At 69.1% G+C, this 23,262-nt stretch carries 23 protein-coding genes; 15 read left to right on the top strand and 8 right to left on the bottom strand.

The genetic code is table 11. The features are described 5' to 3' along the window. Nucleotides 1–21 precede the first annotated feature (21 nt). The gene (locus tag G406_RS0141120; RefSeq protein ID WP_028938398.1) at nt 22–1,746 is read left to right on the top strand and encodes a DUF885 domain-containing protein; all 1,725 of its coding nucleotides are present in this window, start codon (nt 22–24) and stop codon (nt 1,744–1,746) included. Nucleotides 1,747–1,782: 36 nt separating this feature from the next. On the opposite strand, the gene G406_RS0141115 is transcribed toward G406_RS0141120, so the two are convergent. Then, a complete protein-coding gene (locus tag G406_RS0141115; protein ID WP_028938397.1) occupies nt 1,783–2,751 on the bottom strand; it encodes an EamA family transporter in 969 nt (322 codons plus the stop codon). 143 nt (nt 2,752–2,894) lie between these two features. On the opposite strand from G406_RS0141115, the gene G406_RS0141110 reads away from it, so the two are divergent. Further along, complete coding sequence (locus G406_RS0141110; RefSeq protein ID WP_028938396.1) at nt 2,895–3,413, top strand: YcxB family protein; 519 nt, start codon at nt 2,895–2,897, stop codon at nt 3,411–3,413. Nucleotides 3,414–3,458: 45 nt separating this feature from the next. Here the strand turns inward: G406_RS0141110 and leuA are convergent, their stop codons facing one another. Then, on the bottom strand, nt 3,459–5,255 hold the full coding sequence (gene leuA / locus G406_RS0141105) for a 2-isopropylmalate synthase (protein WP_028938395.1): 1,797 nt from the start codon (nt 5,253–5,255) through the stop codon (nt 3,459–3,461). Between the two features lie 271 nt (nt 5,256–5,526). Here leuA and G406_RS52985 point away from each other — a divergent pair, with 271 nt between their 5' ends. The 3 genes from G406_RS52985 to G406_RS0141090 are packed head-to-tail and all read left to right on the top strand — an operon-like array spanning nt 5,527 to nt 6,478. Beyond that, on the top strand, nt 5,527–5,814 hold the full coding sequence (locus G406_RS52985) for a hypothetical protein (protein ID WP_245607409.1): 288 nt from the start codon (nt 5,527–5,529) through the stop codon (nt 5,812–5,814). Continuing rightward, nucleotides 5,801–6,166, top strand: coding sequence for a hypothetical protein (locus G406_RS52980; RefSeq protein WP_028938394.1), 366 nt, complete (start codon nt 5,801–5,803; stop codon nt 6,164–6,166). Before G406_RS52985 ends, G406_RS52980 begins: the two co-directional genes overlap by 14 nt. A 9-nt stretch (nt 6,167–6,175) precedes the next feature. Next, nucleotides 6,176–6,478, top strand: a complete 303-nt coding sequence (locus G406_RS0141090) for a hypothetical protein (protein WP_028938393.1) — start codon at nt 6,176–6,178, stop codon at nt 6,476–6,478. A gap of 29 nt (nt 6,479–6,507) precedes the next feature. Here the strand turns inward: G406_RS0141090 and G406_RS0141085 are convergent, their stop codons facing one another. Next, the gene (locus tag G406_RS0141085; RefSeq protein ID WP_245607408.1) at nt 6,508–7,641 is read right to left on the bottom strand and encodes a hypothetical protein; all 1,134 of its coding nucleotides are present in this window, start codon (nt 7,639–7,641) and stop codon (nt 6,508–6,510) included. A gap of 316 nt (nt 7,642–7,957) precedes the next feature. Here G406_RS0141085 and G406_RS0141080 point away from each other — a divergent pair, with 316 nt between their 5' ends. The 5 genes from G406_RS0141080 (at nt 7,958) to G406_RS0141060 (ending at nt 12,256) form a co-directional block, all read left to right on the top strand. Next, nucleotides 7,958–9,223 carry an aspartate kinase gene (locus G406_RS0141080; protein WP_028938391.1) on the top strand — a complete coding sequence of 422 codons (1,266 nt, stop codon included), beginning with the start codon at nt 7,958–7,960 and terminating at the stop codon, nt 9,221–9,223. 3 nt (nt 9,224–9,226) lie between these two features. Next, nucleotides 9,227–10,279, top strand: coding sequence for an aspartate-semialdehyde dehydrogenase (locus G406_RS0141075; protein WP_028938390.1), 1,053 nt, complete (start codon nt 9,227–9,229; stop codon nt 10,277–10,279). 14 nt (nt 10,280–10,293) lie between these two features. Continuing rightward, nucleotides 10,294–10,779 carry a beta-class carbonic anhydrase gene (locus G406_RS0141070; RefSeq protein ID WP_028938389.1) on the top strand — a complete coding sequence of 162 codons (486 nt, stop codon included), beginning with the start codon at nt 10,294–10,296 and terminating at the stop codon, nt 10,777–10,779. Between the two features lie 175 nt (nt 10,780–10,954). Beyond that, complete coding sequence (locus G406_RS0141065) at nt 10,955–11,431, top strand: hypothetical protein (protein ID WP_028938388.1); 477 nt, start codon at nt 10,955–10,957, stop codon at nt 11,429–11,431. A gap of 18 nt (nt 11,432–11,449) precedes the next feature. Further along, entirely contained in the window at nt 11,450–12,256 is an 807-nt protein-coding gene (locus G406_RS0141060) for a hypothetical protein (protein WP_156935439.1), read from the top strand. Here G406_RS0141060 and G406_RS0141055 read toward each other — a convergent pair. Next, on the bottom strand, nt 12,253–12,912 hold the full coding sequence (locus tag G406_RS0141055) for a hypothetical protein (RefSeq protein ID WP_028938386.1): 660 nt from the start codon (nt 12,910–12,912) through the stop codon (nt 12,253–12,255). The genes G406_RS0141060 and G406_RS0141055 overlap by 4 nt on opposite strands. A 166-nt stretch (nt 12,913–13,078) precedes the next feature. Here G406_RS0141055 and G406_RS0141050 point away from each other — a divergent pair, with 166 nt between their 5' ends. Then, nucleotides 13,079–14,353, top strand: a complete 1,275-nt coding sequence (locus G406_RS0141050; protein WP_028938385.1) for an adenylosuccinate synthase — start codon at nt 13,079–13,081, stop codon at nt 14,351–14,353. Nucleotides 14,354–14,403: 50 nt separating this feature from the next. On the opposite strand, the gene G406_RS0141045 is transcribed toward G406_RS0141050, so the two are convergent. Then, the gene (locus tag G406_RS0141045) at nt 14,404–15,549 is read right to left on the bottom strand and encodes a glycerophosphodiester phosphodiesterase (protein WP_028938384.1); all 1,146 of its coding nucleotides are present in this window, start codon (nt 15,547–15,549) and stop codon (nt 14,404–14,406) included. A 201-nt stretch (nt 15,550–15,750) separates the two neighbouring features. Here G406_RS0141045 and G406_RS0141040 point away from each other — a divergent pair, with 201 nt between their 5' ends. Further along, nucleotides 15,751–16,230 carry a hypothetical protein gene (locus G406_RS0141040; protein ID WP_028938383.1) on the top strand — a complete coding sequence of 160 codons (480 nt, stop codon included), beginning with the start codon at nt 15,751–15,753 and terminating at the stop codon, nt 16,228–16,230. 59 nt (nt 16,231–16,289) lie between these two features. Here G406_RS0141040 and G406_RS0141035 read toward each other — a convergent pair whose 3' ends face one another. Further along, a complete protein-coding gene (locus tag G406_RS0141035; protein ID WP_028938382.1) occupies nt 16,290–17,855 on the bottom strand; it encodes a Na+/H+ antiporter in 1,566 nt (521 codons plus the stop codon). 63 nt (nt 17,856–17,918) lie between these two features. On the opposite strand from G406_RS0141035, the gene G406_RS0141030 reads away from it, so the two are divergent. Then, entirely contained in the window at nt 17,919–18,191 is a 273-nt protein-coding gene (locus tag G406_RS0141030) for a UBP-type zinc finger domain-containing protein (RefSeq protein WP_245607407.1), read from the top strand. A 9-nt stretch (nt 18,192–18,200) separates the two neighbouring features. Continuing rightward, the gene (locus tag G406_RS0141025; protein WP_028938381.1) at nt 18,201–19,196 is read left to right on the top strand and encodes an FAD-dependent oxidoreductase; all 996 of its coding nucleotides are present in this window, start codon (nt 18,201–18,203) and stop codon (nt 19,194–19,196) included. 96 nt (nt 19,197–19,292) lie between these two features. Here G406_RS0141025 and G406_RS52975 read toward each other — a convergent pair whose 3' ends face one another. After that, nucleotides 19,293–20,279 carry a glycerophosphodiester phosphodiesterase gene (locus tag G406_RS52975; protein WP_051343366.1) on the bottom strand — a complete coding sequence of 329 codons (987 nt, stop codon included), beginning with the start codon at nt 20,277–20,279 and terminating at the stop codon, nt 19,293–19,295. 165 nt (nt 20,280–20,444) lie between these two features. On the opposite strand from G406_RS52975, the gene purD reads away from it, so the two are divergent. Further along, the gene (purD, locus tag G406_RS0141015; RefSeq protein ID WP_028938380.1) at nt 20,445–21,701 is read left to right on the top strand and encodes a phosphoribosylamine--glycine ligase; all 1,257 of its coding nucleotides are present in this window, start codon (nt 20,445–20,447) and stop codon (nt 21,699–21,701) included. 321 nt (nt 21,702–22,022) lie between these two features. On the opposite strand, the gene G406_RS0141010 is transcribed toward purD, so the two are convergent. Beyond that, nucleotides 22,023–23,240 carry a glycosyltransferase gene (locus G406_RS0141010; protein WP_156935437.1) on the bottom strand — a complete coding sequence of 406 codons (1,218 nt, stop codon included), beginning with the start codon at nt 23,238–23,240 and terminating at the stop codon, nt 22,023–22,025. Between the last annotated feature and the right edge of the window lie 22 nt (nt 23,241–23,262).

Below are 23,262 nucleotides of genomic sequence, written 5' to 3'. Positions count from 1 at the left end.
TCATGCTGCCACGATGACCGGATGCACAGACGCGCGCTTCGCACGCTGATCTTGCTCACCGTGGGGGTACTCGTGGCCGGTTGCTCGGAAGCGGGCCAACCACCACCGCCAGCCGCTGACGGGCTGGCTGCCCAGCTGAAGGAGTTCCAGGAGGGCTACTTCCAGCGCCAGCCGCCGTTCGCCGTCAGTCAGGGCAGGCACGAGTTCGACGGGAAACTGCCGGACTGGAGCGCGGACGGTCTCAAGGCGACCGCGGCCTGGCTGCACGAGCAGCGCACGAAGGCCGAGGCGTTCAAACCTGAGACGCTGAACGACCAGCAACGATTCGAGCAGCGCTACCTGACGTCGGTGATCGACGGGGACCTGTTCTGGCTGGAGAACGCGCAGCAGCCGTTCACCAACCCCGGCTACTACCTCGACGGCGGTCTCGACCCGAACACCTACCTCAGCCGCCCGTACGCCTCGCCGGACGTGCGGCTCAAGGCGTTCGTGAAGTACGCCCAGGCGGTTCCCAAGGCCGCTGAGCAGATCCGGGCGAACCTGCGCATGCCGATGCCCAAGAGCTTCATCAAGTACGGCGCGGACGGCTTCGGCGGCCTCGCCGACTTCTACCGTTCCGACGTGCCGCAGGCCTTCGCCTCGGTGACCGACCCGGAGCTGAAGTCCCAGCTGAGCGCGTCGATCGAACCGGCGGCGCAGGCGATGCGCGGCCTCGCCGACTGGCTGAACAGCAACCTGGCGACCGGCACCGAGGACTTCGCGCTCGGACCACAGCGCTTCGCCGACATGATCCGCATGACCGAGGGCGTCACGACGTCGCTCGCCGAGCTCGAGCAGGTCGGGCGCGCCGATCTGGCACGCAACTCGGACGCGTTGAAGCAGGCCTGCGCGCAGTACAAGCCGGGTCTGCCGATCGAGCAGTGCCTCGCCGCGATGGCCGCCGACAAGCCGACCGTCGGCGTGGTCGACGAGGCGCGCAACCAGCTCGCCACGCTGCGCCAGTTCGTCGTCGACAAGGACCTGGTCAGCATCCCCGGCACCGAGCAGGCGCAGGTCGCGGAGGCGCCCGCGTACATGCGGTCCAACTCGGCCTACATCGACATCCCCGGTCCGTTCGACAAGGGCATGCCGTCGATCTACTACATCGCCCCGCCTGACCCGACCTGGCCGAAGGAGGAGCAGGACGCCTACATCCCGGGCAAGAACGACCTGCTGTTCACCTCGGCGCACGAGGTGTGGCCCGGGCACTTCCTGCAGTTCCTGCACGCCAACCGGTCACCGTTCGAGTTCGGTCAGCTGTTCGTCGGCTACGCCTACGCCGAGGGCTGGGCGCACTACACCGAGGAGATGGTGTGGGACGCCGGGCTGGGCAACGGTTCACCGGAGACGCACATCGGGCAGCTCACCCAGGCGCTGCTGCGTGACGTGCGGTTCCTGTGCGCGATCGGCATGCACACCCAGGGCATGACCCAGGCGACGTGCGAGCAGATGTTCCGTGAGCAGGCCTATCAGGACCCGGGCAACGCGCGCCAGCAGGCGGCACGTGGCACCTACGACCCGGCGTACCTGAACTACACGATGGGCAAGCTGATGATCCGCAAGCTGCGCGACGACTGGGTGGCCACCCGCGGCGGCAGAACAGCGTGGAAGGAGTTCCACGACAAGTTCCTGTCCTACGGCGGCCCCCCGATCCCCCTGGTCCGCGAACAAATGCTGGGCCCGTCAGCCCCTAGCGCGCTGTTCTGATGCCGTGAGTGATTTGGGCTGCTCCAGCAGCCCAAATCACTCACGGGTCGTCTCACCCAGCATCGGGAGGGGTTCGGCGGGTTCGGCGCCGGGGGACGGGGTGGTGAGGGCTACACCGGCCAGGATCAGGGCTCCGCCCACCGCCTGGATCGGGGTGGGGGTCTCGCCCAGCAGGAGCCATGCCGCAACCGCGGCGGTGACGACCTCCAGCAGGCCGATCAGTGACGCGCGGGCCGAGCCGATCTGGCCGATCGCCGCGATGCCCGCTGTGTACGCGAGCACGGTCGGGACCAGCACCAGGAACGCCGCGGTGAACACCCAGCCGACGTTGAACCCGGCCAGCACCACGCTCGTCACGTCGGTCGAGATCACCACCGGCAGGACACCGAACAGGCCGAGCAGCGTGATCAGCACGGTGCCGATCGCCATGCCCAGCCCGGCGAGCACGAGCGGCGGCGTGCCGGGGGAGTCACCGTTGCCGGACGCGCTCAGGTCGGGCAGCAGGAAGTAGACCGACTGGCACACGGCGGCGGAGAACCCCCAGACGAGCCCCTGCCAGGCGAGCCCGCCGCCGGTCCACACCTGGACCACCATGGTCAGTCCGACCAGCGCGATCGCACCGCCCGCGAGGGTCCGTCCGGTCGGCGGCTGGCGGCGGACCAGCCACACCCAGCCGATCACCAGGATCGGCCCGGTGTACTCCAGCAGCAGCGCGATCGGCACCGGCAGGTACCGCACGGCGTTGAAGTACGAGCCCTGGGCGCCGGCGATGGCGAACGCGCCGTACAGCACCATGCGCGCACCGTCGCGGCGGATCGAGGCCAGCACCCCCGGCCGGGTCACGGCGAGGATCGCGAGCAGCACGACCGTCGAGCCGCCGACCCGCACCAGCAACGCGCCGTTGGACGACCAGCCGGCGTCGATCAATGCCTTCCCGAACGGGCCGGACAAGCCGAAGCTGATCGCCGACAACACCGCAAGGCCAAGCCCAGTAGAACGGCTCACCCCGTGCCCTCCCAAGCGCCCCCACCCACCCCGTTCGTGGAGCCTCGCACACCACGATCAGCGTGCGCATCCGAGTTCCCAACACGTGGTGGCAGGGGCCTGAGGTTGAATGAGCGCGCACCGTCGACGACCAAGGGAGCACGGTGGACTTCACCGGTCAACTCAAGATCGATCGCCTGACCTACCGGCGGATGGTTGTCGCCGCCACCCCCAGGGGCAGGCTCTGGTTCAACCGGGGCCTGGGAGCGCTGCTCCTGCTCATCGCGGCGCTGCACGCCCTCGACATGTACAGCACCAGCGCGCAGGGCAAACCGGTCGGCGTCGGCACGGTGCTGCTGTTCGTCGTCCAGCTGCTCCTCGGTGTGTTCGTGCTGTTCGCCATCGAGCTCGCCGCCGCCCGGGGCTGGCGCAAGCTCGCGGCGATCGGCGGCCTGAAGTGGCTCTACGAGGTCGGTGACGAGGGAATCGGCATCGTCACCGCGCACAACGACACGAAGATCGGGTGGGACGCCATGGCGAAGATCGACACCCGGCCGGACGTGTGGCTGATCAAGCTGGAGACCGGTCCGAGGCTGGCGATCCCCCGAGCGGCCTTCACCAAGATCGACGCCGCCCGCCTGGACGCCCTCGTCGAGCAGCACCACCCGACCACCGCCCCGTGAGTGGCGAGTGGTCTCAGAGGACCACTCGCCACTCACGGGTTTCGGTCAGCGGCTGGCGCGGTTCACCGCGGAGACGACCGCGCGCAGGGACGCCGTGACGATCGAGTGGTCGACGCCTACACCCCAGAGGACGTCGCCGCCCACCGCGCACTCGACGTAGGCGGCGGCCCTGGCGTCGTCACCGGCGGTGAGCGCGTGCTCGTGGTAGTCCAGGACCCGGACGTCGAAACCGACTCCGGCCAGCGCGTCGACGAACGCCGCGATCGGGCCGTTGCCGGACCCGGTGATCTCGTGCTCGGTGTCCTCGACCCGCACCACGGCGACGATCTCGTCCCGGCCGTTGCCGTCGTTGGTCAACCGGTGGCGCACCAGCTGCAGCGGCGTGGCCAGCCGGAAGTACTCGTTGTCGAAGATGTCCCGCATGTCCTTCGGGTGGACCTCGCCACCCTCGGTGTCGGTCACCTGCTGGATGACCCGGGAGAACTCGACCTGCAGCCTGCGCGGCAGCTCCAGCCCGTGCTCGGCCTTCATGACGTACGCGACGCCGCCCTTGCCGGACTGCGAGTTGACCCGGATCACGGCCTCGTAGTTGCGGCCGATGTCCTTCGGGTCGATCGGCAGGTACGGAACCGCCCAGCGGAAGTCGTCGACCGCGACACCCTCGGCGTCGGCGTCGACCTTCATCGCGTCGAAACCCTTGTTGATCGCGTCCTGGTGCGAGCCGGAGAACGCGGTGTAGACCAGGTCACCGCCCCACGGGTGCCGCTCGTGCACCGGCAGCTGGTTGCAGTACTCGACGGTGCGGCGGATCTCGTCGATGTCGGAGAAGTCGATCTGCGGGTCGATGCCCTGGCTGAACAGGTTCATGCCCAGCGTGACCAGGTCGACGTTGCCGGTGCGCTCACCGTTGCCGAACAGGCAGCCCTCGATCCGGTCCGCGCCCGCCTGGTAGCCCAGCTCGGCCGCCGCGACGCCGGTACCCCGGTCGTTGTGCGGGTGCAGGCTCAGGATGATGCCGTCGCGGCGCTCCAGGTGCCGGTGCATCCACTCGATGGAGTCGGCGTAGACGTTCGGGGTGGCCATCTCGACGGTCGCGGGCAGGTTGACGATCATCGGGTTGGTCGGCGTCGGCTGCCAGATCGCGGACACCGCGTTGCACACGTCGACCGCGTACTCCAGCTCGGTGCCGGTGTAGGACTCCGGCGAGTACTGGAACTTCCAGTCGGTGGTCGGGTACTTCTCGCTGAACCGCGCGACCTCTTCCGCACCGTCGGTGGCGATCTTGCGGATGCCGTCGCGGTCGGACCGGAACACGACCTTGCGCTGCAGGATCGACGTCGAGTTGTACAGGTGCACGACCGCACGCGGCGCGCCGTCACACGCCTCGAAGGTCCGCTCGATCAGCTCGGAGCGCGCCTGGGTCAGCACCTGGATGGTGACGTCGTCCGGGATCAGATCGCCCTCGATGATCTCCCTGACGAAGTCGAAGTCGGTCTGGCTCGCCGAGGGGAACCCGACCTCGATCTCCTTGTACCCCATCTTGACCAGCAGCTCGAACATGCGCCGCTTGCGGGTCGGGGACATCGGGTCGATCAGCGCCTGGTTACCGTCCCGCAGGTCGACCGCGCACCACAGCGGCGCCTTGGTGATGCGGGTGTCCGGCCAGGTGCGGTCGGGCAGCGATACCGGCTCGACGAACTCGTGGAACGGTTTATACCGATGGAACGGCATCTGGCTGGTGCGCTGGGGGTTCCACGGTGCCTGACCGGCGGGGATGGGGCCGGCGGGCTTGCGCAGCCTGCTGTTGGGGCTGGCCGTGTAGGCGTCCGGAGACGTGGTCATTCGAAGGTGCTCCTGCTCTGGTGTGCGGTGGTCTTGTTCAAGGACTTGACCGGCGCACGCCAGAACCCGCGACGAGGGGCCGGTCGGTCAGACCCCGCCGCGGCGACGAAGGAGCAGCTGTGCCACGTTGACGAGACTAACGCCGATGATCGCGGGTAAGCAACCGTCGGTTAACGGTTATCCCCTCGGGCGGTGGGTCTTGCCCCCATTCGACGGGAGGCCGTGCCACCATTGGAGTAGTGCCCGGTTCAGCGTTGCCGAGAGGAGCATGATGCGTAGAGGCGTGGGGATTCTCGCAACAGTGCTGCGGGTGATCGGCATGATCATCTTTGCGATTCTGGTGATCCACATTTTGCTGGTGGTGTTCGACGCGAACCAGGCGAACGCGTTCGCCACGTTCATCCGTAGCGGCGCGAACCTGTTCTCCCTCGGGCTGACCGACCTGTTCACCCCGAAGGACCCGAAGGTCGCGGTCGGCGTCAACTACGGCATCGCGGCCGTGGTCTGGCTGGTGATCACCGGGATCGTGGTCGGCCTGGTGCGTCGTGTCCGCTTCTGACTCTCAGACGGGCGACGGCGAGGTCAAGGTCTGGACCAGCGAGCAGGCCAGGACGCCCCGGTTCACCGTGCGCGGCGCGCTGGGCAAGCTCGGCTCGCTGGTCATGGTCGTCGGCCTGGTCATCGCACTGATCATGGTCGCGCACATCGCGCTGGTGCTCGGCAAGGCCAACCCGGCCAACAGCGTCGCCATCCTGATCAACCACTGGGCCGAGCGGCTCGACTTCGGTCTCGGCCAGCTGTTCCTGGTCCCGGACGACCCGACGATCACCGTGATGGTCAACTACACGACCGTAGCGATCATCTGGCTGGTCATCGGCCTGGTCCTCGGGGGACTCATCCGCCGTATCTGAAGGAGCCCCATGCCCACCGCCGCGGTGTCGACCCGCAAGGGTCTGCGACTGTTAGCCAGCGCCGTGAAGCTCGTCGGCTCGATCCTCGCGCTGATCCTGGTCGTGTACATCATCTTCGTGGTCGGCGAGGCCAACCCCGCCAACCCGTGGACCGGCACCATCTCCGACTGGGCACACAGCCTCAACTTCGGCCTGGACAACCTGTTCACCCCGGCCGAACCGAAGCTCGCGGTCACCGTCAACTACGGCATCGCGGCGCTCATCTGGATCGTCCTCGCCTCGATCGTCGCCAAGATCCTGCGCCGCCTCTGACCCTCGGCCGGGGTCGCGCGATACGGGGTCTAGATCGCGTACGGCCAGCCGGTCAGCGCGTAGCCACCGAACCAGGCCGACGCCAGCGTCACCGCGACCGTGACCGACAGCGCCGTGTCGGGGCGGCGGCGGGCCAGCGCCAGCGCGATCGGGACGAACAGCACGAAGGCCGGCAGCAGCAGGCGGGCCTTCGAGCTCATCAGGCCGTTCGAACCGAGGTCCATCACCAGCACCCCCACCGCGTACATCACCAGCGGCCACGGCAGCCGACCCGCCAGGGACTGCCGGATGCACACCACCAGCAGCACCAGCGCGGCGAGCAGCACTGCGACGGTCACGACCTCCAGCACCGAACGGCCGGTGGTGAGGACCTCGCGGGTGAACTTCCAGGTGGCGGCGCCCGCGTCGAAACGAGAGTTCCAGCCGCGTCGCTGCAGGGTGAACCAGCCGAGCGGGGAACCGGTCCGGTATCCGACGAACCACAGGTAGCCGACGAGGCCGAACGGGGCGAGCAGTGCGCCCGCCCACGGCTGCCAACCGTCGCGGCGCGCGACGATCGCGGCCAGCGCGGCGAGACCGACGGCGGCCAGCAGCGCACCCGCCGTCGGGCGGACCGCACCGGCGACCGCCGTGCACCAGCCGGCGAGTACCCAGTTGCGGCGCAACACCGCGACCAGCGCCCACACCGCGCACGCGCAGAACAGCGCCTCCGAGTAGGCCATGCTCCACACCACGCCCATCGGCGCGGCGCTGACCAGCGCGACCAGCAACAGCCCGGCGCGGCGGGAGCCGCCGGGCACGAGCTCGCCGAGCCGCGCGAGCCCGTGCGCCAGCACCAGACCGGCGATCAGCGACACCAGCAGGCCGGACAGGACCAGCCCGGTGCTGCTGAGGAACCGCATGAGCGACACCGACACCGGGTAGCCGGGGAAGAACGCCAGCGGCGTCTCCATGGTCCGGTTGCCGCGCGCGTCGACGAGCCCGAGTGGCACCCCGTTGTAGCCGTTCGCGGCGATCGACAGGAGCCACTTGCCGTCCCACCGGGTCAGCCTGGTGAACGGTTGCTGGTCGTTCTGCCTAGCGAGCCAGGTCAACACTCCCAGCCCGATCAGGCGAACCGACAACCAGATCAAGCTCGGTGCCGCGGCGTGCAGCGCGCGCACCGCCCACTGCGGACGGTCTGAGCCACTCTCAGTCGTTTTCGCGACGTCTGTGCTGGTCACAGGCCCGGAATCTGCGGCGCTCGACGGGCTCGGTGAGGCGTCGGCAGCCGAGGCAACGTCGGTTGCCCGCTGTCCATCCGCCACTCTGCCCACCCTTCGCAACGGTCACTTTGCGTTGTGGCTTCGCTCATCAAGGCTAGTGCGAAGCCACAAGCTCGGTAGGCTGGGGCAACAGATCACACCGCGCGGGGCGCTCTGGTCACCAGGCCGGCGCAGTTCCCGCGCGCCCGACGGGGGAACTGGGAGGCGGTCGCAGGTGGCTCTTGTCGTACAGAAGTACGGCGGATCCTCTGTTCAGGATGCTGAGCGGATCAAGAAGGTAGCGGAACGGATCGTCCAGTTCCGCAAGGAGGGTCACGACGTCGTTGTGGTCGCTTCGGCGATGGGCGACACGACGGACGAACTGATCGACCTTGCCGAACAGGTCAGCCCCGCTCCACCACCGCGAGAGCTGGACATGCTGCTCACCTCGGGTGAGCGGATCTCCAACGCTCTGCTCGCGATGGCGATCCACTCGCTCGGCGCGGAGGCCAGGTCGTTCACCGGTTCGCAGGCCGGGATGATCACGACGTCCAAGCACGGCGACGCCCGCATCGTCGAGGTGAACCCGGGGCGGCTGAAGTCCGCGCTCGCGGAAGGCGCGATCGTGCTGGTCGCCGGCTTCCAGGGGATGAGCGGCGACAGCAAGGAGATCACGACTCTCGGTCGGGGTGGTTCGGACACCACCGCCGTGGCGCTCGCCGCCGCGCTGCAGGCCGACGTGTGCGAGATCTACACCGACGTCGACGGCATCTACACCGCCGACCCGCGCATCGTCCCCGACGCGCATCACCTGGACACGGTCAGCTACGAGGAAATGCTCGAGATGGCGGCCTGTGGCGCGAAGGTGCTGCACCTGCGCGCGGTCGAGTACGCGCGCCGCTACAACGTGCCGCTGCGCGTTCGTTCGTCGTACAACGACAAGCCAGGAACCCTGATCACGGGCTCGATGGAGGACATCCCAGTGGAACAGGCGATCATCACCGGCGTCGCGCACGACCGCTCGGAGGGCAAGGTCACGGTCACCGGCGTTCCGGACAGCCCCGGGCACGCCGCGCAGATCTTCCGTGCCGTCGCCGACGCCGAGATCAACATCGACATGGTGCTGCAGAACATCTCGCACGCCTCGAACCGGCGCACCGACATCACGTTCACGCTGCCGCGCAGCGACGGTCCCACCGCGGTCGCCGCGCTGGAGAAGGCCAAGGCGGCCATCCAGTTCGACGAGGTCTTCTACGACAGCGACGTCGGCAAGGTGTCGCTGGTCGGTGCCGGGATGCGCAGCCACCCCGGTGTGACGGCGCTGTTCTGCGAAAGTCTGTCGCGCGCCGGCATCAACATCGAGACCATGAACACCTCGGAGATTCGAATCTCCGTGCTGTGCCGTGAGGAACAGCTCAACGACGCGGTGCGCGCGCTGCACGAGGCGTTCGAGCTGGGCGGCGACGAAGAGGCAGTGGTGCATGCCGGGACGGGCAGGTAAGTCATGACAGTGCTAGCGATCGTAGGGGCGACCGGCGCGGTCGGCTCCACGATGATCGACATCATCGACTCGCGGGAGACCGTGCCGTGGTCGGAGATCCGGCTGGTGGCCTCGGCCCGCTCGGCGGGCAAGAAGCTGACCGTGCGCGGCGAAGAGCTGACCGTGATCGAGCTGGCACCCGAGGTGTTCGACGGTGTCGACATCGCGCTGTTCGACGTTCCGGACGAGGTCAGCGCCGAGTGGGCGCCGATCGCCGCGTCACGCGGAGCGGTCGCGGTCGACAACTCCGGGGCGTTCCGGATGGACCCCGACGTGCCGCTGGTGGTCCCCGAGGTCAACGCGGCCGAGGCGGCGAACCGGCCGAAGGGCATCATCGCCAACCCGAACTGCACGACCCTGTCGATGATGGCCGCGATGGGTGCCCTGCACCGCGCGTTCGAGCTGCAGGCCCTCGTGGTGGCGTCGTACCAGGCCGCCTCCGGTGCCGGCCAGGTCGGCATCGACCGGCTCTACGCCGAGCAGGCCGCACTCGCCGGCAAGGAGGTCGGGGTTCGCGCCGGTGACGTCGCGGAGGTGCTCGAGGCCGCCGGTCTCGGTGGCGACTCGCCGTTCCCCGCGCCGTTGGCGATGAACGTCGTGCCGTGGGCCGGTTCGGTGAAGGACGACGGCTGGTCGTCCGAGGAGCTCAAGGTGCGCAACGAGTCGCGCAAGATCCTGGGCATCCCGGACCTCAAGGTGTCCGCGACCTGCGTGCGGGTTCCGGTCGTGACCACTCACGCGCTGGCCGTGCACGCGACGTTCGCCAGCGAGGTCTCACCGGACAAGGCCCGCGCGGTGCTCGCCTCGCAGCCCACGATCGTGCTGCGCGACGACCCGGCCGCCGGCCAGTGGCCGACGCCGCTGGAGACCGTCGGTGGCGACCCGACCTGGGTGGGACGGGTCCGGCAGGCGTTGGACTTCCCGAACACCCTCGAGCTGTTCCTGTGCGGCGACAACCTGCGTAAGGGCGCCGCGCTGAACACCTACGAGATCGCCGAAACCGTCGCTGCCGGCTGAGGAGGCCTGACCCGGTGAGTCTTCAGGAGTTGCTGTCCCACCGCCCCAACCCGGCGGAGCTGGACACGAGCCTGTCCGCCCCGCCCGCCGAGAAGGTCGCGATCGTGACCTGCATGGACGCCAGGATCGAGGCCCTCGGGGCGTTCGGGCTGCGGATCGGTGACGCGCACATCATCCGCAACGCGGGCGCCGCGGTGACTACCGACGTGATCCGATCTCTGGCGATCAGCCAGCGCAAGCTCGGCACCCGCGGCGTCATCCTGATGGCGCACACCAGGTGCGGCATGCTGTCGTTCACCGACGACGAGTTCGTCAACGAGCTCGCCGAGGAGACCGGCCAGCCGCCCACCTGGCGGCCGGCTACGTTCGGCGACCCGGTCAGCCATGTCCAGCGAGGAATGGCGCAGCTGCGCACCAGCCCGTTCCTGCTGAAGGACATGACCATCCACGGTTTCGTCTTCAACCTGGACACCGGCGAGATCGACGAGGTCACCGAGTAGCCCGCACAGACCGAACACACGCCGCACAGAGGCCCCAGCCTCTGTTCGGCGTGTGCTTGCTGTGTGTGCGCTGATGGTTTGTCAGGTGTTTGTGCGTTTTCGGTACGGCGGCGGTCGGTTCTGGCTACCGTTCTGGTCTCAAAACCGGCCGGGGCAGTAGAAGGAGACGACTATCGTGGCAGGCATTGTGCCGACCTCGATCGAGTTCGAGCTGCCCGACGGCTGGCAGGCGGCGCCGCCGGACGAGGTGCGTGCCCCGGACGCGGCGTTCGTCGCGCTGTTCCCACACCCGGACCACGGGTACACCCCGACCATCACGGTCAACGACGAGTCGGGCAGCGGTTCACTGACCGACCTCGCCGACGACGCGGTAGCCGCGCTGAAGGACGCGGGCGCCGTCGTGGTGGTGATCAAACGCACCGAGGTCGGCTCGGTCGACGCACCCGGGCTGGTGCAGCTGCTGGCGATCGTCGTCGCGATCGACGGGACCACGTTCGACCTCGTCCAGTCCCAGGTCTACATGTCCCTCGTGGACGGGCCTGAGCTGGTCGTGCTGCGGCTCGTACTCACCGCGAGCAGCGGGCAGTACACCGAGCTGATGGCCGACTTCCAGGATTTCGTCGACACCGTGAGGTTGGAACCCGCCGGTTGATCGGCGACGATGTTCGGCATGCGGCAGCGGCGGCCACCAGGTCCGAAGACGTCCCCACTCGGCCCGCTCCACCACCGGGGACTGTGGTCCCAGATCATCGGTGGTCTCATCGTCGCCGGGGTGCTCGCGGTGGTCGGGCTGGTGTGGAACTCCTCGCCGGCACCCGGTCCGCCGCCGGTGGCCCCGACCGAGGCCGCGAAGACCGTCGTGGGGCAGCTGTCGACCGGGGTCAGCCTGAGCCGGTACGAGCAGCTGCTGGGCGGACCGCCGGCGATCCTGCGGCCTGCCAACGCGGTCCGCGAGGCCGTCTGGGTCGCCGACCTGTACGCGGTGCAGGCGCTGGTCGGCCCCCTCGACCAGGTGCTCGGCTACTCCGTGACCACCAGGTCACCGGCCTTCACCCCGCCGCTGGAACGGCTCGACCAGTACCGGCTCGGGGTGGCCAGGTTCGGTGACATCCCCGAGATCCTGGGCACCGGTGACTCGACACTGGTCAGCTCCTCCTTCGGGCCGCGCGGCGACTGGTTCTACAGCGAGACCATCCCGGCGAGCGGCGCGACGCACGACGACACCATCGCGCTGACCTCGTCCGATGCGTCCGACATCGACTCCGGGCTGACCGACGCCGGCCTGCCCGGTATCGGTCTCGACGGGAAGCCGGAGCTGGTCAGTGTGACCGATCCGAGGATCGCCGGGCTCCGTCCCCGGCTCGTGGTCACGACCTACACGGTTCTCGGGCCACAGCTCGACCCCGCGCGGCTACCCGAGGAGTTCCGGTTCGGGGCCAGCGGAGCGGACATCGACGCGGTGCATCCACCGCACTAGTGCAGACCTCTGACCAGGCGCAACGGTTCGGTGTGCTTGTACCAGGTCCAGCGGGTCACCGGCCGAGGATGGGGCACACCGTCCGAGACGACCAGGGTGGCCAGGCAACCGATCTGCACGGCGCGACCGCTGGACGCACGTACCCGGGAGCCGAGCAGACCCGGGCGCACCACGCGCACGTCCACCCCGACCGGCGCGAGCGGCGTGACCTCCAGGCGCCGGGCACCACCGCGCAGGACGAGGTCGTCGTCGCAGTAGACGACCCCGCGCAGCGGCCTCAGCTCACCCCGCCCGAGCAGCACCCCACCGTTGTCGTCCCTGACCAGCGGCACCGCGTCGGGATCGCCGCGCACCGCGAGCGTGGCCGCCGCGTCCGGGTTCGTCGGCAGCCCCCAGACGTCCGCGACCGCCGAGTCCGGTGACGTCGGCAGGTAGGCGAGCTCGACCTGCGCCAGGCGTTCCTTGCGCAACAGACGCAGCGCCACAGCGGCCAGGTCGGCATCGGTGCCGGCAACCACGATGCGGGTGGATTCCGAGGTCAGCGCGTCGACGTCGTCCTTGCCCGGACGCTCGGCAACGGCGTGCGCCGGGACGTCGGACAGCGCGGGAGGCAGGTCGCCCGCCCAGGAAGGGCAGGTCAGCGTGACGATCTTCATGACGAGGTCAGCGTCTCATAGTGCCCGGGTGGGTGATGAGTTAGTCTCTGCCGGGCCGTGCGCGGCCCCGGTTGTTTGTGCATGCTGTGTGCGTGCACGCGTGAGTGCTGTGTGCACGTTCGTTCGTTGACGTCAGTTGATTCCAGGCCGGGAGTGAGGGCTGACCATGCCCGCAATTGTGTTGATCGGCGCCCAGTGGGGCGACGAAGGCAAGGGGAAGGCCACCGACCTGCTCGGTGGCAAGGTCCAGTGGGTGGTGCGGTACCAGGGCGGTAACAACGCCGGCCACACCGTTGTGCTGCCCGATGGGCAGGACTTCGCGCTGAAGCTCATCCCGTCCGGGATCCTCACCCCTGGCGTCAAGAACGTCATCGGCAACGGGGTGGTCGTCGACCCGGGTGCGCTGGTGAGCGAGCTCGCCGGCCTGGAAGAGCGCGGGGTGGACACGTCCGGCCTGCTGCTCTCGGCCGATGCGCACCTGATCATGCCGTACCACATCGCGATCGACAAGGTCGGCGAGCGCTACCTGGGCAAGGCCAAGATCGGCACGACCGGTCGCGGCATCGGGCCCGCGTACCAGGACAAGATCGCGCGCGTCGGGGTCCGCGCCGCCGACCTGCTCGACGAGAAGATCCTGCGGCAGAAGGTCGAGGCCGCGCTGGAGTTCAAGAACCAGGTGCTGGTCAAGGTCTACAACCGGGCGGCGCTGGACGTCGACGAGGTCATGGAGACCGTGCAGACGGCAGGCCGCCGGTTCGAACACCGCATCGCCGACACCCGGCTGCTGATCAACGAGGCGCTGGACCGGGGCGAGACGGTGCTGCTGGAGGGCTCGCAGGGCACCCTGCTCGACGTCGACCACGGCACCTACCCCTTCGTGACCAGCTCCAACCCGACCGCCGGTGGCGCGGCCGTCGGCGCCGGTATCGGTCCGATGCGGATCGACCGGGTGCTGGGCATCCTCAAGGCGTACACCACGCGCGTCGGATCCGGCCCGTTCCCGACCGAGCTGCACGACGCGATGGGTGAGCGGCTGCGCAAGGTCGGCGGTGAGGTCGGCGTCAACACCAAGCGGCCTCGTCGGTGCGGCTGGTTCGACGCGGTCATCGGCAGGTACGCGACCAGGGTCAACGGCATCACCGACTACTTCCTGACCAAGCTCGACGTGCTGTCCGGCCTGGAGAAGGTCCCGGTGTGCGTCGCCTACGAGGTCAACGGCAAGCGGTGCACCGAGATGCCGATGACGCAGACCGACGTGCACCACGCCGTGCCGGTGTACGAGGAGTTCCCCGGCTGGTGGGAGGACATCTCCGAGTGCCGGTCGTTCGAGGACCTGCCGAAGAACGCCCAGGACTACGTCCTCGCGCTGGAAGGCATGATCGGCGCCAAGGTGTCCGCGATCGGCGTCGGCCCGGGCCGCGAACAGACCATCGAACGTTAAAGACCCGTGAGTGATTTCGGCTGCCAGGGCAGCCGAAATCACTCACGGGTTTACTTGGCCTTGGTCGACAAGAACTGGGTGCGGGCCTCGATGCCGGTGTCCGTGTTGTCGGTGAAGATGCCGTCGACGCCGAGCTGGAAGAACCGCACGTCCTCGTCGATGCCCTTGCCGTAGTCCGACGCGCTGAACGGGTTCGGTGAGCTGCGCAGGTCGGCTGGCAGGAACTGGTTCTCGTCCCGGAACGTGTACGGGTGGACCATCAGGCCCGCGCGGTGCGCGTCCGCGACCAGCGTCGTCGGCTGGCCCGGGTTGCCCGCCATGTCGGTGGGCACGATCTGCGACTTCTCCGGGCCGATGCCCTTCGCGTAGGTGGCGATCTCCGCGAGGCCCGCCGGGGTGAGCAGGTCGGCGTAGGTGCGGCGGTCACCGGCCGCGACCAGGTCGGCAGGCGCTCCGGTCACGTCGATCAGCTGGATCATCGGCACCGGAATCTGGCTGTGCAGGCCCCGGATGTTCGTCTCGAACGACTCGATGAAGACCTTCGAGTCCGCCTTGTTCAGCCCGTTGCGGTTGAGCACGTCGACGAGCATCGGGTCCACGCCGATCCCGAGCGAGCGGAAGAACGTCGGGTGCTTCGTCTCGATGTACACGCCGATCGTGCGGTGCAGCTCGTCGGACATCCGCTTGGCGGTGTCCAGGTACTCCTGCAGCGTCGGAATCTGGTAGCGCCCGTTGTACATCGTGTTGTGCTGCCGTACATCGGGCAGCCGCTCGACCGCGCGCAGCGTCTTCAGCTCGGCGAGGGTGAAGTCCTCGGTGAACCAGCCGGTCATCTGCGTGCCGTCGATGGTCTTCGTGGTCTTGCGGTCGGCGAACTCCGGGTGCGACGCGACGTCGGTGGTGCCGCCGATCTCCGGCTCGTGCCGGTCGACGAGCACACCGTCCTTGGTTGGCACCACGTCGGCCTCGATGTAGTCCGCGCCCATGCGCGCTGCCAGCTCGTACGAGGCGATGGTGTGTTCCGGCCGGTAGCCCGGCGCGCCTCGGTGCCCGATCACCAGAGGTGTTGCCTTGTCGTCGCCCCGGCTCGGGGCGGCGCTGGGCTGGCCGGGGCCGGAGGGCTGGGCGGTCGAACAGGCGGTGGTCAACGCTGCCACCGTGGCGATCAGGCCGAGAGCCAGCCGCCGCGAACCCATCATCATGCGCACACCTTCACCTCGGTCGATGTCCACACCGCGACACCCGGATTGCGCGGGTGTGTCGAGGGAGTGGCAGCTTCGGGCGGGAGCCTGCCAGATTTCTCGATTTCGTGAACGAACGCGGCTCCCACGTGCCATGATCCCGGCCGACCGCTCGTAGATCAACGACACCTGTCAACTACCTCGGGAGTTCAGGCCATGCGCAAGAGGCTCTTCAGCGTGACCGCCGCGTTCGCGGTCAGCGGACTGATCGTCATGGGTGGCCAGCTCGGTCACGCCCCGGCATCGTCGGGCGACCAGCGGGTCGCCCCGGTCGCGATGAGCCAGCAGCTCTCGCGCGACGAGGACGAGATCGACCGGGCCATCCGCGAGGCCCAGGACGGCAGGCAGCCGCAGCGAGCCCAGCCGCAGCGCGCCGCCGCCCCGCCCCAGCGGGCGCCGCAGACCCCGCAGCAACAGCAGGCGGCCCAGCAGCAGGCGACGATCGACCAGCAGAACGCCCAGCTGGCGCAGCAGAAGGCGGAGCTGGACCGGCAGGCACAACTGAACCAGCAGAACCAGGCCACGAACCAGCAGAACGAGGCCGTGAACCAGCAGAACCAGATCCAGCTGCAACAGCAACAACAGCAGCTCGACCGGCAGAACGCCCAGATCCAGCAGCAACAGATGAGCCAATAGCAGCCAGAACCTCGTGAGTGTTGAGTGTGGCTATAGCCACACTCAACACTCACGAGGGGTCAGTCGTCGCGGGAGAGCTGGGCCTCCTCGAGGTCCAGCTCTCGCATGACCCGGCGCAGCACCTCGTCGTCGATGCGGCGTTCGTCCCGGAACTTCACGAACGTCTCCCGCTCGGCCGCGACCATCTCGCGGCGCAGCCGCCGGTGCGCCGCACTGGGGCTCTCACCTGCCTCCTCGGCGCCCCGGCCGAGCCGTTCCCAGGACGAGTTCGTCCGCATCTGCGCCATGTAGCGCAGCTTCTGCACGGTGTGGTCGGTCACCTGACCACCTTCCGCCGCCAGCTCGTCGAGCCGCGCGACAGCGGCCTGCCCCGCGGCGTGCTGCGCCTGTGCTTCGGCCAATGCGTCTGTCGAGGACTCCTGACCGGTCACCCCCAGGCGGCGGATCAGCCATGGCAGCGTCGTGCCGTGCAGCAGCAGCGTCGCCACGGTCACGAAGAACGCAAGGAAGATCAGCTGCTCGCGGTGCGGAACCCCGGGGATGATCGCGAACGCGGCCGCGAGCGAGACCACCCCGCGCATCCCTGCCCAGGAGGTCACGGCCGGCATCTTCCAGCTCATCGCAGGCTCACGTTCCCGAATCTTCTTGGACAGCATCCGGGGCAGGTACGTCGACGGGTACATCCAGACGATCCGGGCCAGCACGGCGGCCGCGGTGATGCCGATGCCGCCGAGCAGCAGCGGCCCGACCGCGCCGACCTCGCGCACCACGCTGGTCAGCTGCAGACCGATGAGCGCGAACACCACCGCCTCCAGCACGGTGTCCGAGGCACGCCACACCGCATCGTCCTGCAGCCGCGTGGCGAACCCGGTCTCCGGCGCGCGGTGCCCCAGGTACAGGCCCGCGACGACGACGGCGAGCAGCCCGGAGGTGTGTGCCTCCTCGGCGATCAGGTAGACCGCGAACGGCACCACGATCCCGAGCGCGCTCTCGATCGGTGAGTCGTTGAGGTGCAGCCGGATCCAGTGCACCAGCCAGCCCACGGCCAGCCCGATGACGGTGCCGCCGACACCGGCCAGCAGGAACATACCGATGCCGGACAGCAGCGAGATGCCCGTGCCCGCGGCAGCGGCCATCGCCACCCGGAACAGGGTGAGCGCCGTCGCGTCGTTGATGAGGCTCTCACCGGCGAGGATCGTCATCGTCCGACGAGGCAGGCCGAGCCTGCGGCCGACCGCGGTCGCCGCGACCGCGTCCGGCGGGGCCACGACGGCACCGAGCACCAGCGCGGCGGGCAGCGTCAGACCGGGGACCAGCCACCACGCGGTCACCCCGACCACGATCGTGCTGAAGATCACCAGCCCGACGGCGAGCAGCCCGATCGGCCGGATGTTGGTGCGAAACCCCAGGTAGGACGAGTCCAGCGCGGCCGAGTAGAGCAGCGGCGTCAATACCAGGAGCAGCACCAGGTCGGGGTTGATCCGAAAGTCCGGCACCCACGGGACGAACGACGCCGCGATGCCGACCACGACCAGCACGAGCGTCGGGCTCGTGCCGAACCTGCGACACACGGCGGTGACCGCAAGGCAACCGAGAACCAGCGCGATGAGCGAAATACCTTCCACGCCAGGAAGAATGACTGGTGGGTCTGGCAAAGGACCAGCCGGGAGCCGCGAAAGGGACACATTGTGAGCTGTACGCACGTTGCATCGTTCGATTCGCCGACCTGGGTCGAGCCGAGGCCGGACAACACCGAGGGCTGCGCCGACTGTCTCGCGGCCGGCGAGCACGTCTGGGCGCACCTGCGGATGTGCCTGGGCTGCGGGCACGTCGCCTGCTGCGACTCCAGCCCGCACCGGCACGCCGCACTGCACTCCAAGGAGACCGGACACCCGGTCATGCGCTCCTTCGAGCCCGGTGAGGCGTGGCGTTGGTGCTTCGTCGACGAGGCGGTGGTCTGACGGGTGCCGATGAACGTCGCGGTGGTCGGGGCCGGCGTCGTCGGCCTGGCCACCTCGTCCGCCCTGCTGGACGCGGGTGCGCGGGTGAGCTGCTTCGAGGCCGAGGACCCGATGAGCCAGCGCTCTGCCGGTTCGTCGCGGGTGTTCCGGCTGGCGCACGCCGAGCCGGAGCTCGTCTCGCTGGCGATGCGCGCCCGGGAGCGGTACCGCGAGTGGAGCGAGCTGGCCGGCCGGGCGTTGATCGGCTCGCAGACGACGATGTTCGCCTCGTCGGACGCCCCGCGGTGGGCCGCGGCCATGCGCACCGCCGGTGCCGAGGTGGAGATACCCGACCCGGTGTCCGTACCGGTTCCGGTGGGTGATGCTCCGGTGCTGGTCGACCCGGCCGGTGGGGTGGTCGACGTGACCGGCGTCGGGGAGTTCCTCGTCCGGCGCGTCGGCGGGAGCCTTGTCGAACGCGCGGTGCGCTGGGTCGAGCTGAGCGGGGATCGGGTACTGGTCGACGGCGAGACGTTCGACGCGTGCGTGATCGTCGCCGGTGCGGGGACCGCCTCGCTCGCCGCGCAGGTCGGGTTGAGCGTGCCGGACCGGTTGGCGCGGCACTGCCGGTTCACCTTCGCGGTCCACGATCCGGGGCTACGACCGCCCTGTGTGCTGGACCGCAGCGAGCACTGGAGGGCCGGGTTCACCAGTTATCAGCACCTGACCGCGCCTGGGCGGTGGGCGGTCGGTGGGCATCTGGCCGGGAACCCCGTTGAGACCGATCAGGTGTCTCGGCAGGGGTTGATCGACGCTGCTCGTGAGTTCACCAGCTCGTATGTGCGGGAGAGTCTTCCCTGGTGCGACCCGGAGCCGGTGGAGGAGCTGTACTGCGACAGCCTCAGTGGGTGGGGGGACGGGTACGTCGTGCAGCGGGCCGGAGCCGTGGTGGCGCTGCACGGGGACAACCTGTTCAAGCTCGCGCCCGTGTTGGGGGATTCGTTGGCTGCCGCTGTTGTTGCGTGAGGGTGGTGGCGGGGTCTACTACCCGTGAGTGGCAAGTGGTCCTATAGCGACACTCGCCACTCACGACGAAAAGCGTGTCGTGAGTGGCGAGTGTCGCTACGCCTTCGGCGCCCCTTCGGGGTAGGGCCACGTGCCACTCACGAATTCTGCTCTGGCGAAGACTGCTGCGTCCGTGTTGTCGGTGAAGATCGCGTCCACGCCCAGCTGCAGGTAGTGGTGGATTTCCGCCACCGCGTCGGGGTGTGCCAGCGGGATGAACTGCGGCTCAGCGCGGAACGTGTACGGGTGGACGGCCAGGCCCGCCGCATGGGCGTCGTCCACCAGCGCGGCGTCCAGCATCGACTTGTCCGGGCCGATCGCCGACGCGTACCGGGCGACCCTGGCCAGGCCCTCCGGCGTCGTCATGCGCTGGTAGTCCGACACCGCGTTGTCCGCCGGGCCGCCGCTCGCGCTCAGCAGCTGCACCAGCGGGACGCTCAGCCCGGCGGCACGCAGCTCCCGCAGGTTGTTGACCTCGAAGGACTGCACGAACACCGGGGCATCCGGCCGATCGAGCCCGAAGTCGCGCAGCGAACGCAGCAACAACGGCTCCAGCGGCAGACCGATCGACGCGTGATAGCTCGGGTGCTTCGTCTCCGGGTACACCCCGATCGGCCGGCCCAGCTCCTCGGTGAGGCGACCGGCGAGCGCCAGGATCTCGTCGAACGTCGGAATCGGGAACTGGCCGTCGAACCGGGTGTTGCGCGGCCGGATCGCCGGGATGCGCTCGACCGCGCGCAGCGTGCGCAGCTCGTCGAGCGAGAAGTCGCCGGCGAACCAGCCGGTGCGGGCGACGCCGTCGATCTCCCGGACGGTCCGCCGACCGGCGAACTCGGGATGCTGTGCGACGTCCGTGGTCTCGCCGATCTCCGGCTCGTGCCGGGCGACCAGCACACCGTCGCGGGTGCTGACCAGGTCCGGTTCCAGGTAGTCGGCACCGAGCCGGGCAGCGAGCTCGTAGCCGGCCAACGTGTGCTCGGGGCGGTATCCGGATGCGCCGCGATGCGCGATGATCAGCGGGGACCGGGTCAGCAGCGTGGTCATAGCGCGCACGATTGTGGGTGCTGACGACCGGCGTGCCACGTCCGGGGGCCCGGCGGTGAACGTGTGGGTGAACGCTGGTGGCCGCCATCAACTCCGGGTAGGCAAGATCCGCGAAGTCGACCTGCGAAATATCACGATCCGTGGAGGCGGTTAGGCTCCGCATCTGTGCGAGTCCTGGTAATTGGCTCCGGAGCCCGTGAGCATGCCCTGGTCCTGGCGATGGCGCAGGATCCCTCGGTCACCGCGCTGGCGTGTGCCTCCGGCAACGCCGGCACCCAAACGGTCGCGGAGAAGCTGGGTCTGGCCGATGTGGCCGACCCCGACGAGGTCACCGCGCTCGCCCGGCAGTGGCGAGCCGACCTGGTGGTGGTCGGCCCCGAGGTGCCGCTCGTCGCCGGGGTCGCCGACGCCGTGCGCGCCGACGGGATCGCCTGCTTCGGTCCCAGCGCCTCGGCCGCCGCGATCGAAGGCTCCAAGGCGTTCGCCAAGGACGTCATGGCCTCCGCGAACGTACGGACCGCACGCGCCGAGATCGTGGACAACCCGGCACACCTGGACGCCGCGCTCGACCGCTTCGGCCCGACCTGGGTGGTCAAGGACGACGGACTCGCCGCTGGCAAGGGCGTCGTGGTCTCCGACGACCTGGAGACCGCACGGGCGCACGCCATGATGCTGCTCGACGGTGGCCACCCGGTGCTCCTCGAGTCCTTCCTCGACGGCCCGGAGGTGTCACTGTTCTGCCTGGTCGACGGCACCACCGTTCGGCCGCTGCTGCCCGCGCAGGACTTCAAACGCGTCGGCGACGACGACACCGGACCCAACACCGGCGGCATGGGCGCCTACGCGCCGCTGCCCTGGGCGCCGGAGAACCTCGTCTCGGACATCGTCGCCTCGGTGGTCCAACCCGTCGTGGACGAGATGGCCGCGCGGGGCAATCCGTTCAGCGGTCTGCTGTACGCGGGCCTCGCGCTCACCTCCGAAGGTCCCGCTGTCGTCGAGTTCAACTGCCGGTTCGGTGACCCGGAGACGCAGGTCGTGCTCGCGCTGCTGCGCTCCCCGCTCGCGGCCCTGCTGCACGCGACCGCCACCGGCACGCTCGGCGAGCAGCCCGAGCTGGAGTGGGCTTCGGGATCGGCCGTGACGATCGTCGTCGCGGCCGACGGATACCCGGGGACGCCCCGCCTCGGGGACGTCATCACCGGCGCCGAGGTCGACGGGGTGCTGCACGCCGGGACCCGGCTGCGTGACGACGGGGCCGTGCTGTCCGCGGGCGGGCGGGTGCTGTCCGTCGTGGGGACAGGCTCGGACCTTGCCTCGGCTCGGGAGGATGCGTACCGGCGGGTTGTCGAGGTCCGGCTTCCCGGGTGCCACTACCGGACCGATATCGCGCTGAAGGCGGTCGAGGGAAAAGTCGTTCTCTAACTCGGCCTGCTTCGCGCGCCATCGTTCCCGGCAGGCCCTCCGGGCCAACCGGGAACGATCCAGGCGGCTCGCCTAACGGCTCGCTGCCTGGGGTTTTTCCTCGCGGACCCCCTTCGGGGGCCCACTGCGGAAAAAAGTCGCCTTCGGCGACGCGCGCGCTTGGTGCCCTGCTTGGGAGCCGCCACTCAGGCACTACCCGCCTTCGGCGGAACGGCCTTCGGCCCGCCTTGCGGGGCCCAGCCTTGAAACGTGCGGCACCACGTTCCCGGTGCGGGGTGAGGTGGTTGGGTTGCGATGCGCATCCCACGCTCGGGGTGTGGGTTACGTCTTTTCGGTTCTTCTTGCTTCTTCTGCCAGGTGGTCTATTCGGTGTTGCACGCCCGGGGAGTCGGGGATGTCGGCCAGGGTGATCATTTCGGCGTAGCGGTGGGCCACGTCGTTGTAGCGCAGGGCCGCTGCTCTGGCGGCGTTGCCGAGGCGGCGGGACTCTCCGTGGTCCGCCAGTGCGGCGATCACCTCGTCGGGCATGCGTAGCGCATCCGAGGGGAACCCCAGTGGCTCGGCCGCCGCCAGGTACTCGCCGAACTGGCGCGACGACGTCGGCAGGTCGCCCACCAGGGCGCAGCCTGCCGCCATCGCGTCGTAGAAGCGGCCGCCCACCTCCCGGTGCTGGCCCGCGTGGCGGCGGTGGTCGAACTGGCTGAAGTTGGTCAGCATCATGCGCGACCTGGTTGCCATCGTGGTGAAGATCCGCCGGTGCTGCGCGAGCGAGGTGATGGCGCCGAGCTGGCCGATGTCGTGCTGGTAGCGGCCGCCGTTCGCGTCCGCCCAGTGGTTCAGCAGCCGGTGCTGGCCGGGTGGGCGAGCGCCGGGGCTGAAGATGTCGATCGTGCGTTCCTCCGACTCCCTGGTGGGGAACGCCAGCACGTCGATCATCGGCGGGACCACCCCGACGGTGCGCAGCCGGTCCGAGCGCAGGTGCCCGAGCGGTGGCATCTCGGTGCCGCTGAACAGCGCGTCGACCCGCTTGCGCAGCTGACCGACCAGCTCCGGGTACCTGCGCAGGTCACGTTCGGTGACGACCGAGATGTGCACCAGAACGACGTCACCGAGCTCGTGCCAGCCGGGCACCCCGACCAGCACGGCCGCATCGGCCAGGTCGCGGGCCAGCACGACCAGCACATCGGCCGGATTACCTCGCTGCTGGTGGTGCTCGATCCGATACGGGTGCACCAACCGGCTCGAGTTCATCGCGCGGCGCAGCACGCCCGAGGTGAACGGCGGCCGCGAGTACCTCGGAGAGGACAGCACGACCCGGTACAACCCGGCTGACGTCGTCTCGACCAGCACCTCCTCGGCCTCGTGCAGACCACCGAAGTCGGCGATCGGCCGCACCTCGCGCAGACTCAGTACAGCGACGCGCGGCCCGCGGTCCGGCTCCGTCCGGTCCGGGCGGGGCAGCCCAGCGGGCACCGACATCTCGACCACCTCGCCGGGCACGACGCGGGGGAGCGACTCGCCGAATGGGTTGGGGCGCAACGTCAACTCTCTGGGGTCAACT

The organism is Actinospineispora spinosispora DSM 44797 (assembly GCF_000429025.1).
Lineage (GTDB): Bacteria > Actinomycetota > Actinomycetes > Mycobacteriales > Pseudonocardiaceae > Pseudonocardia > Pseudonocardia spinosispora.
Note: the sequence above shows the minus strand (reverse complement) of the source record. Positions and strands in the feature narration are given on the sequence as shown.

Coding starts and splice junctions, on each gene's coding strand:
- G406_RS52985 (WP_245607409.1), top strand. CDS start 5,527: ATGCGTAGAGGCGTGGGGATTCTCGCAACAGTGCTGCGGGTGATCGGC.
- G406_RS0141045 (WP_028938384.1), bottom strand. CDS start 15,549: ATGGGTTCGCGGCGGCTGGCTCTCGGCCTGATCGCCACGGTGGCAGCG.
- G406_RS0141055 (WP_028938386.1), bottom strand. CDS start 12,912: ATGAAGATCGTCACGCTGACCTGCCCTTCCTGGGCGGGCGACCTGCCT.
- G406_RS0141060 (WP_156935439.1), top strand. CDS start 11,450: ATGCGGCAGCGGCGGCCACCAGGTCCGAAGACGTCCCCACTCGGCCCG.
- G406_RS0141120 (WP_028938398.1), top strand. CDS start 22: ATGCACAGACGCGCGCTTCGCACGCTGATCTTGCTCACCGTGGGGGTA.
- G406_RS0141090 (WP_028938393.1), top strand. CDS start 6,176: ATGCCCACCGCCGCGGTGTCGACCCGCAAGGGTCTGCGACTGTTAGCC.
- G406_RS0141050 (WP_028938385.1), top strand. CDS start 13,079: ATGCCCGCAATTGTGTTGATCGGCGCCCAGTGGGGCGACGAAGGCAAG.
- G406_RS0141025 (WP_028938381.1), top strand. CDS start 18,201: ATGAACGTCGCGGTGGTCGGGGCCGGCGTCGTCGGCCTGGCCACCTCG.
- G406_RS52975 (WP_051343366.1), bottom strand. CDS start 20,279: ATGACCACGCTGCTGACCCGGTCCCCGCTGATCATCGCGCATCGCGGC.
- G406_RS0141040 (WP_028938383.1), top strand. CDS start 15,751: ATGCGCAAGAGGCTCTTCAGCGTGACCGCCGCGTTCGCGGTCAGCGGA.
- leuA (WP_028938395.1), bottom strand. CDS start 5,255: ATGACCACGTCTCCGGACGCCTACACGGCCAGCCCCAACAGCAGGCTG.
- G406_RS0141075 (WP_028938390.1), top strand. CDS start 9,227: ATGACAGTGCTAGCGATCGTAGGGGCGACCGGCGCGGTCGGCTCCACG.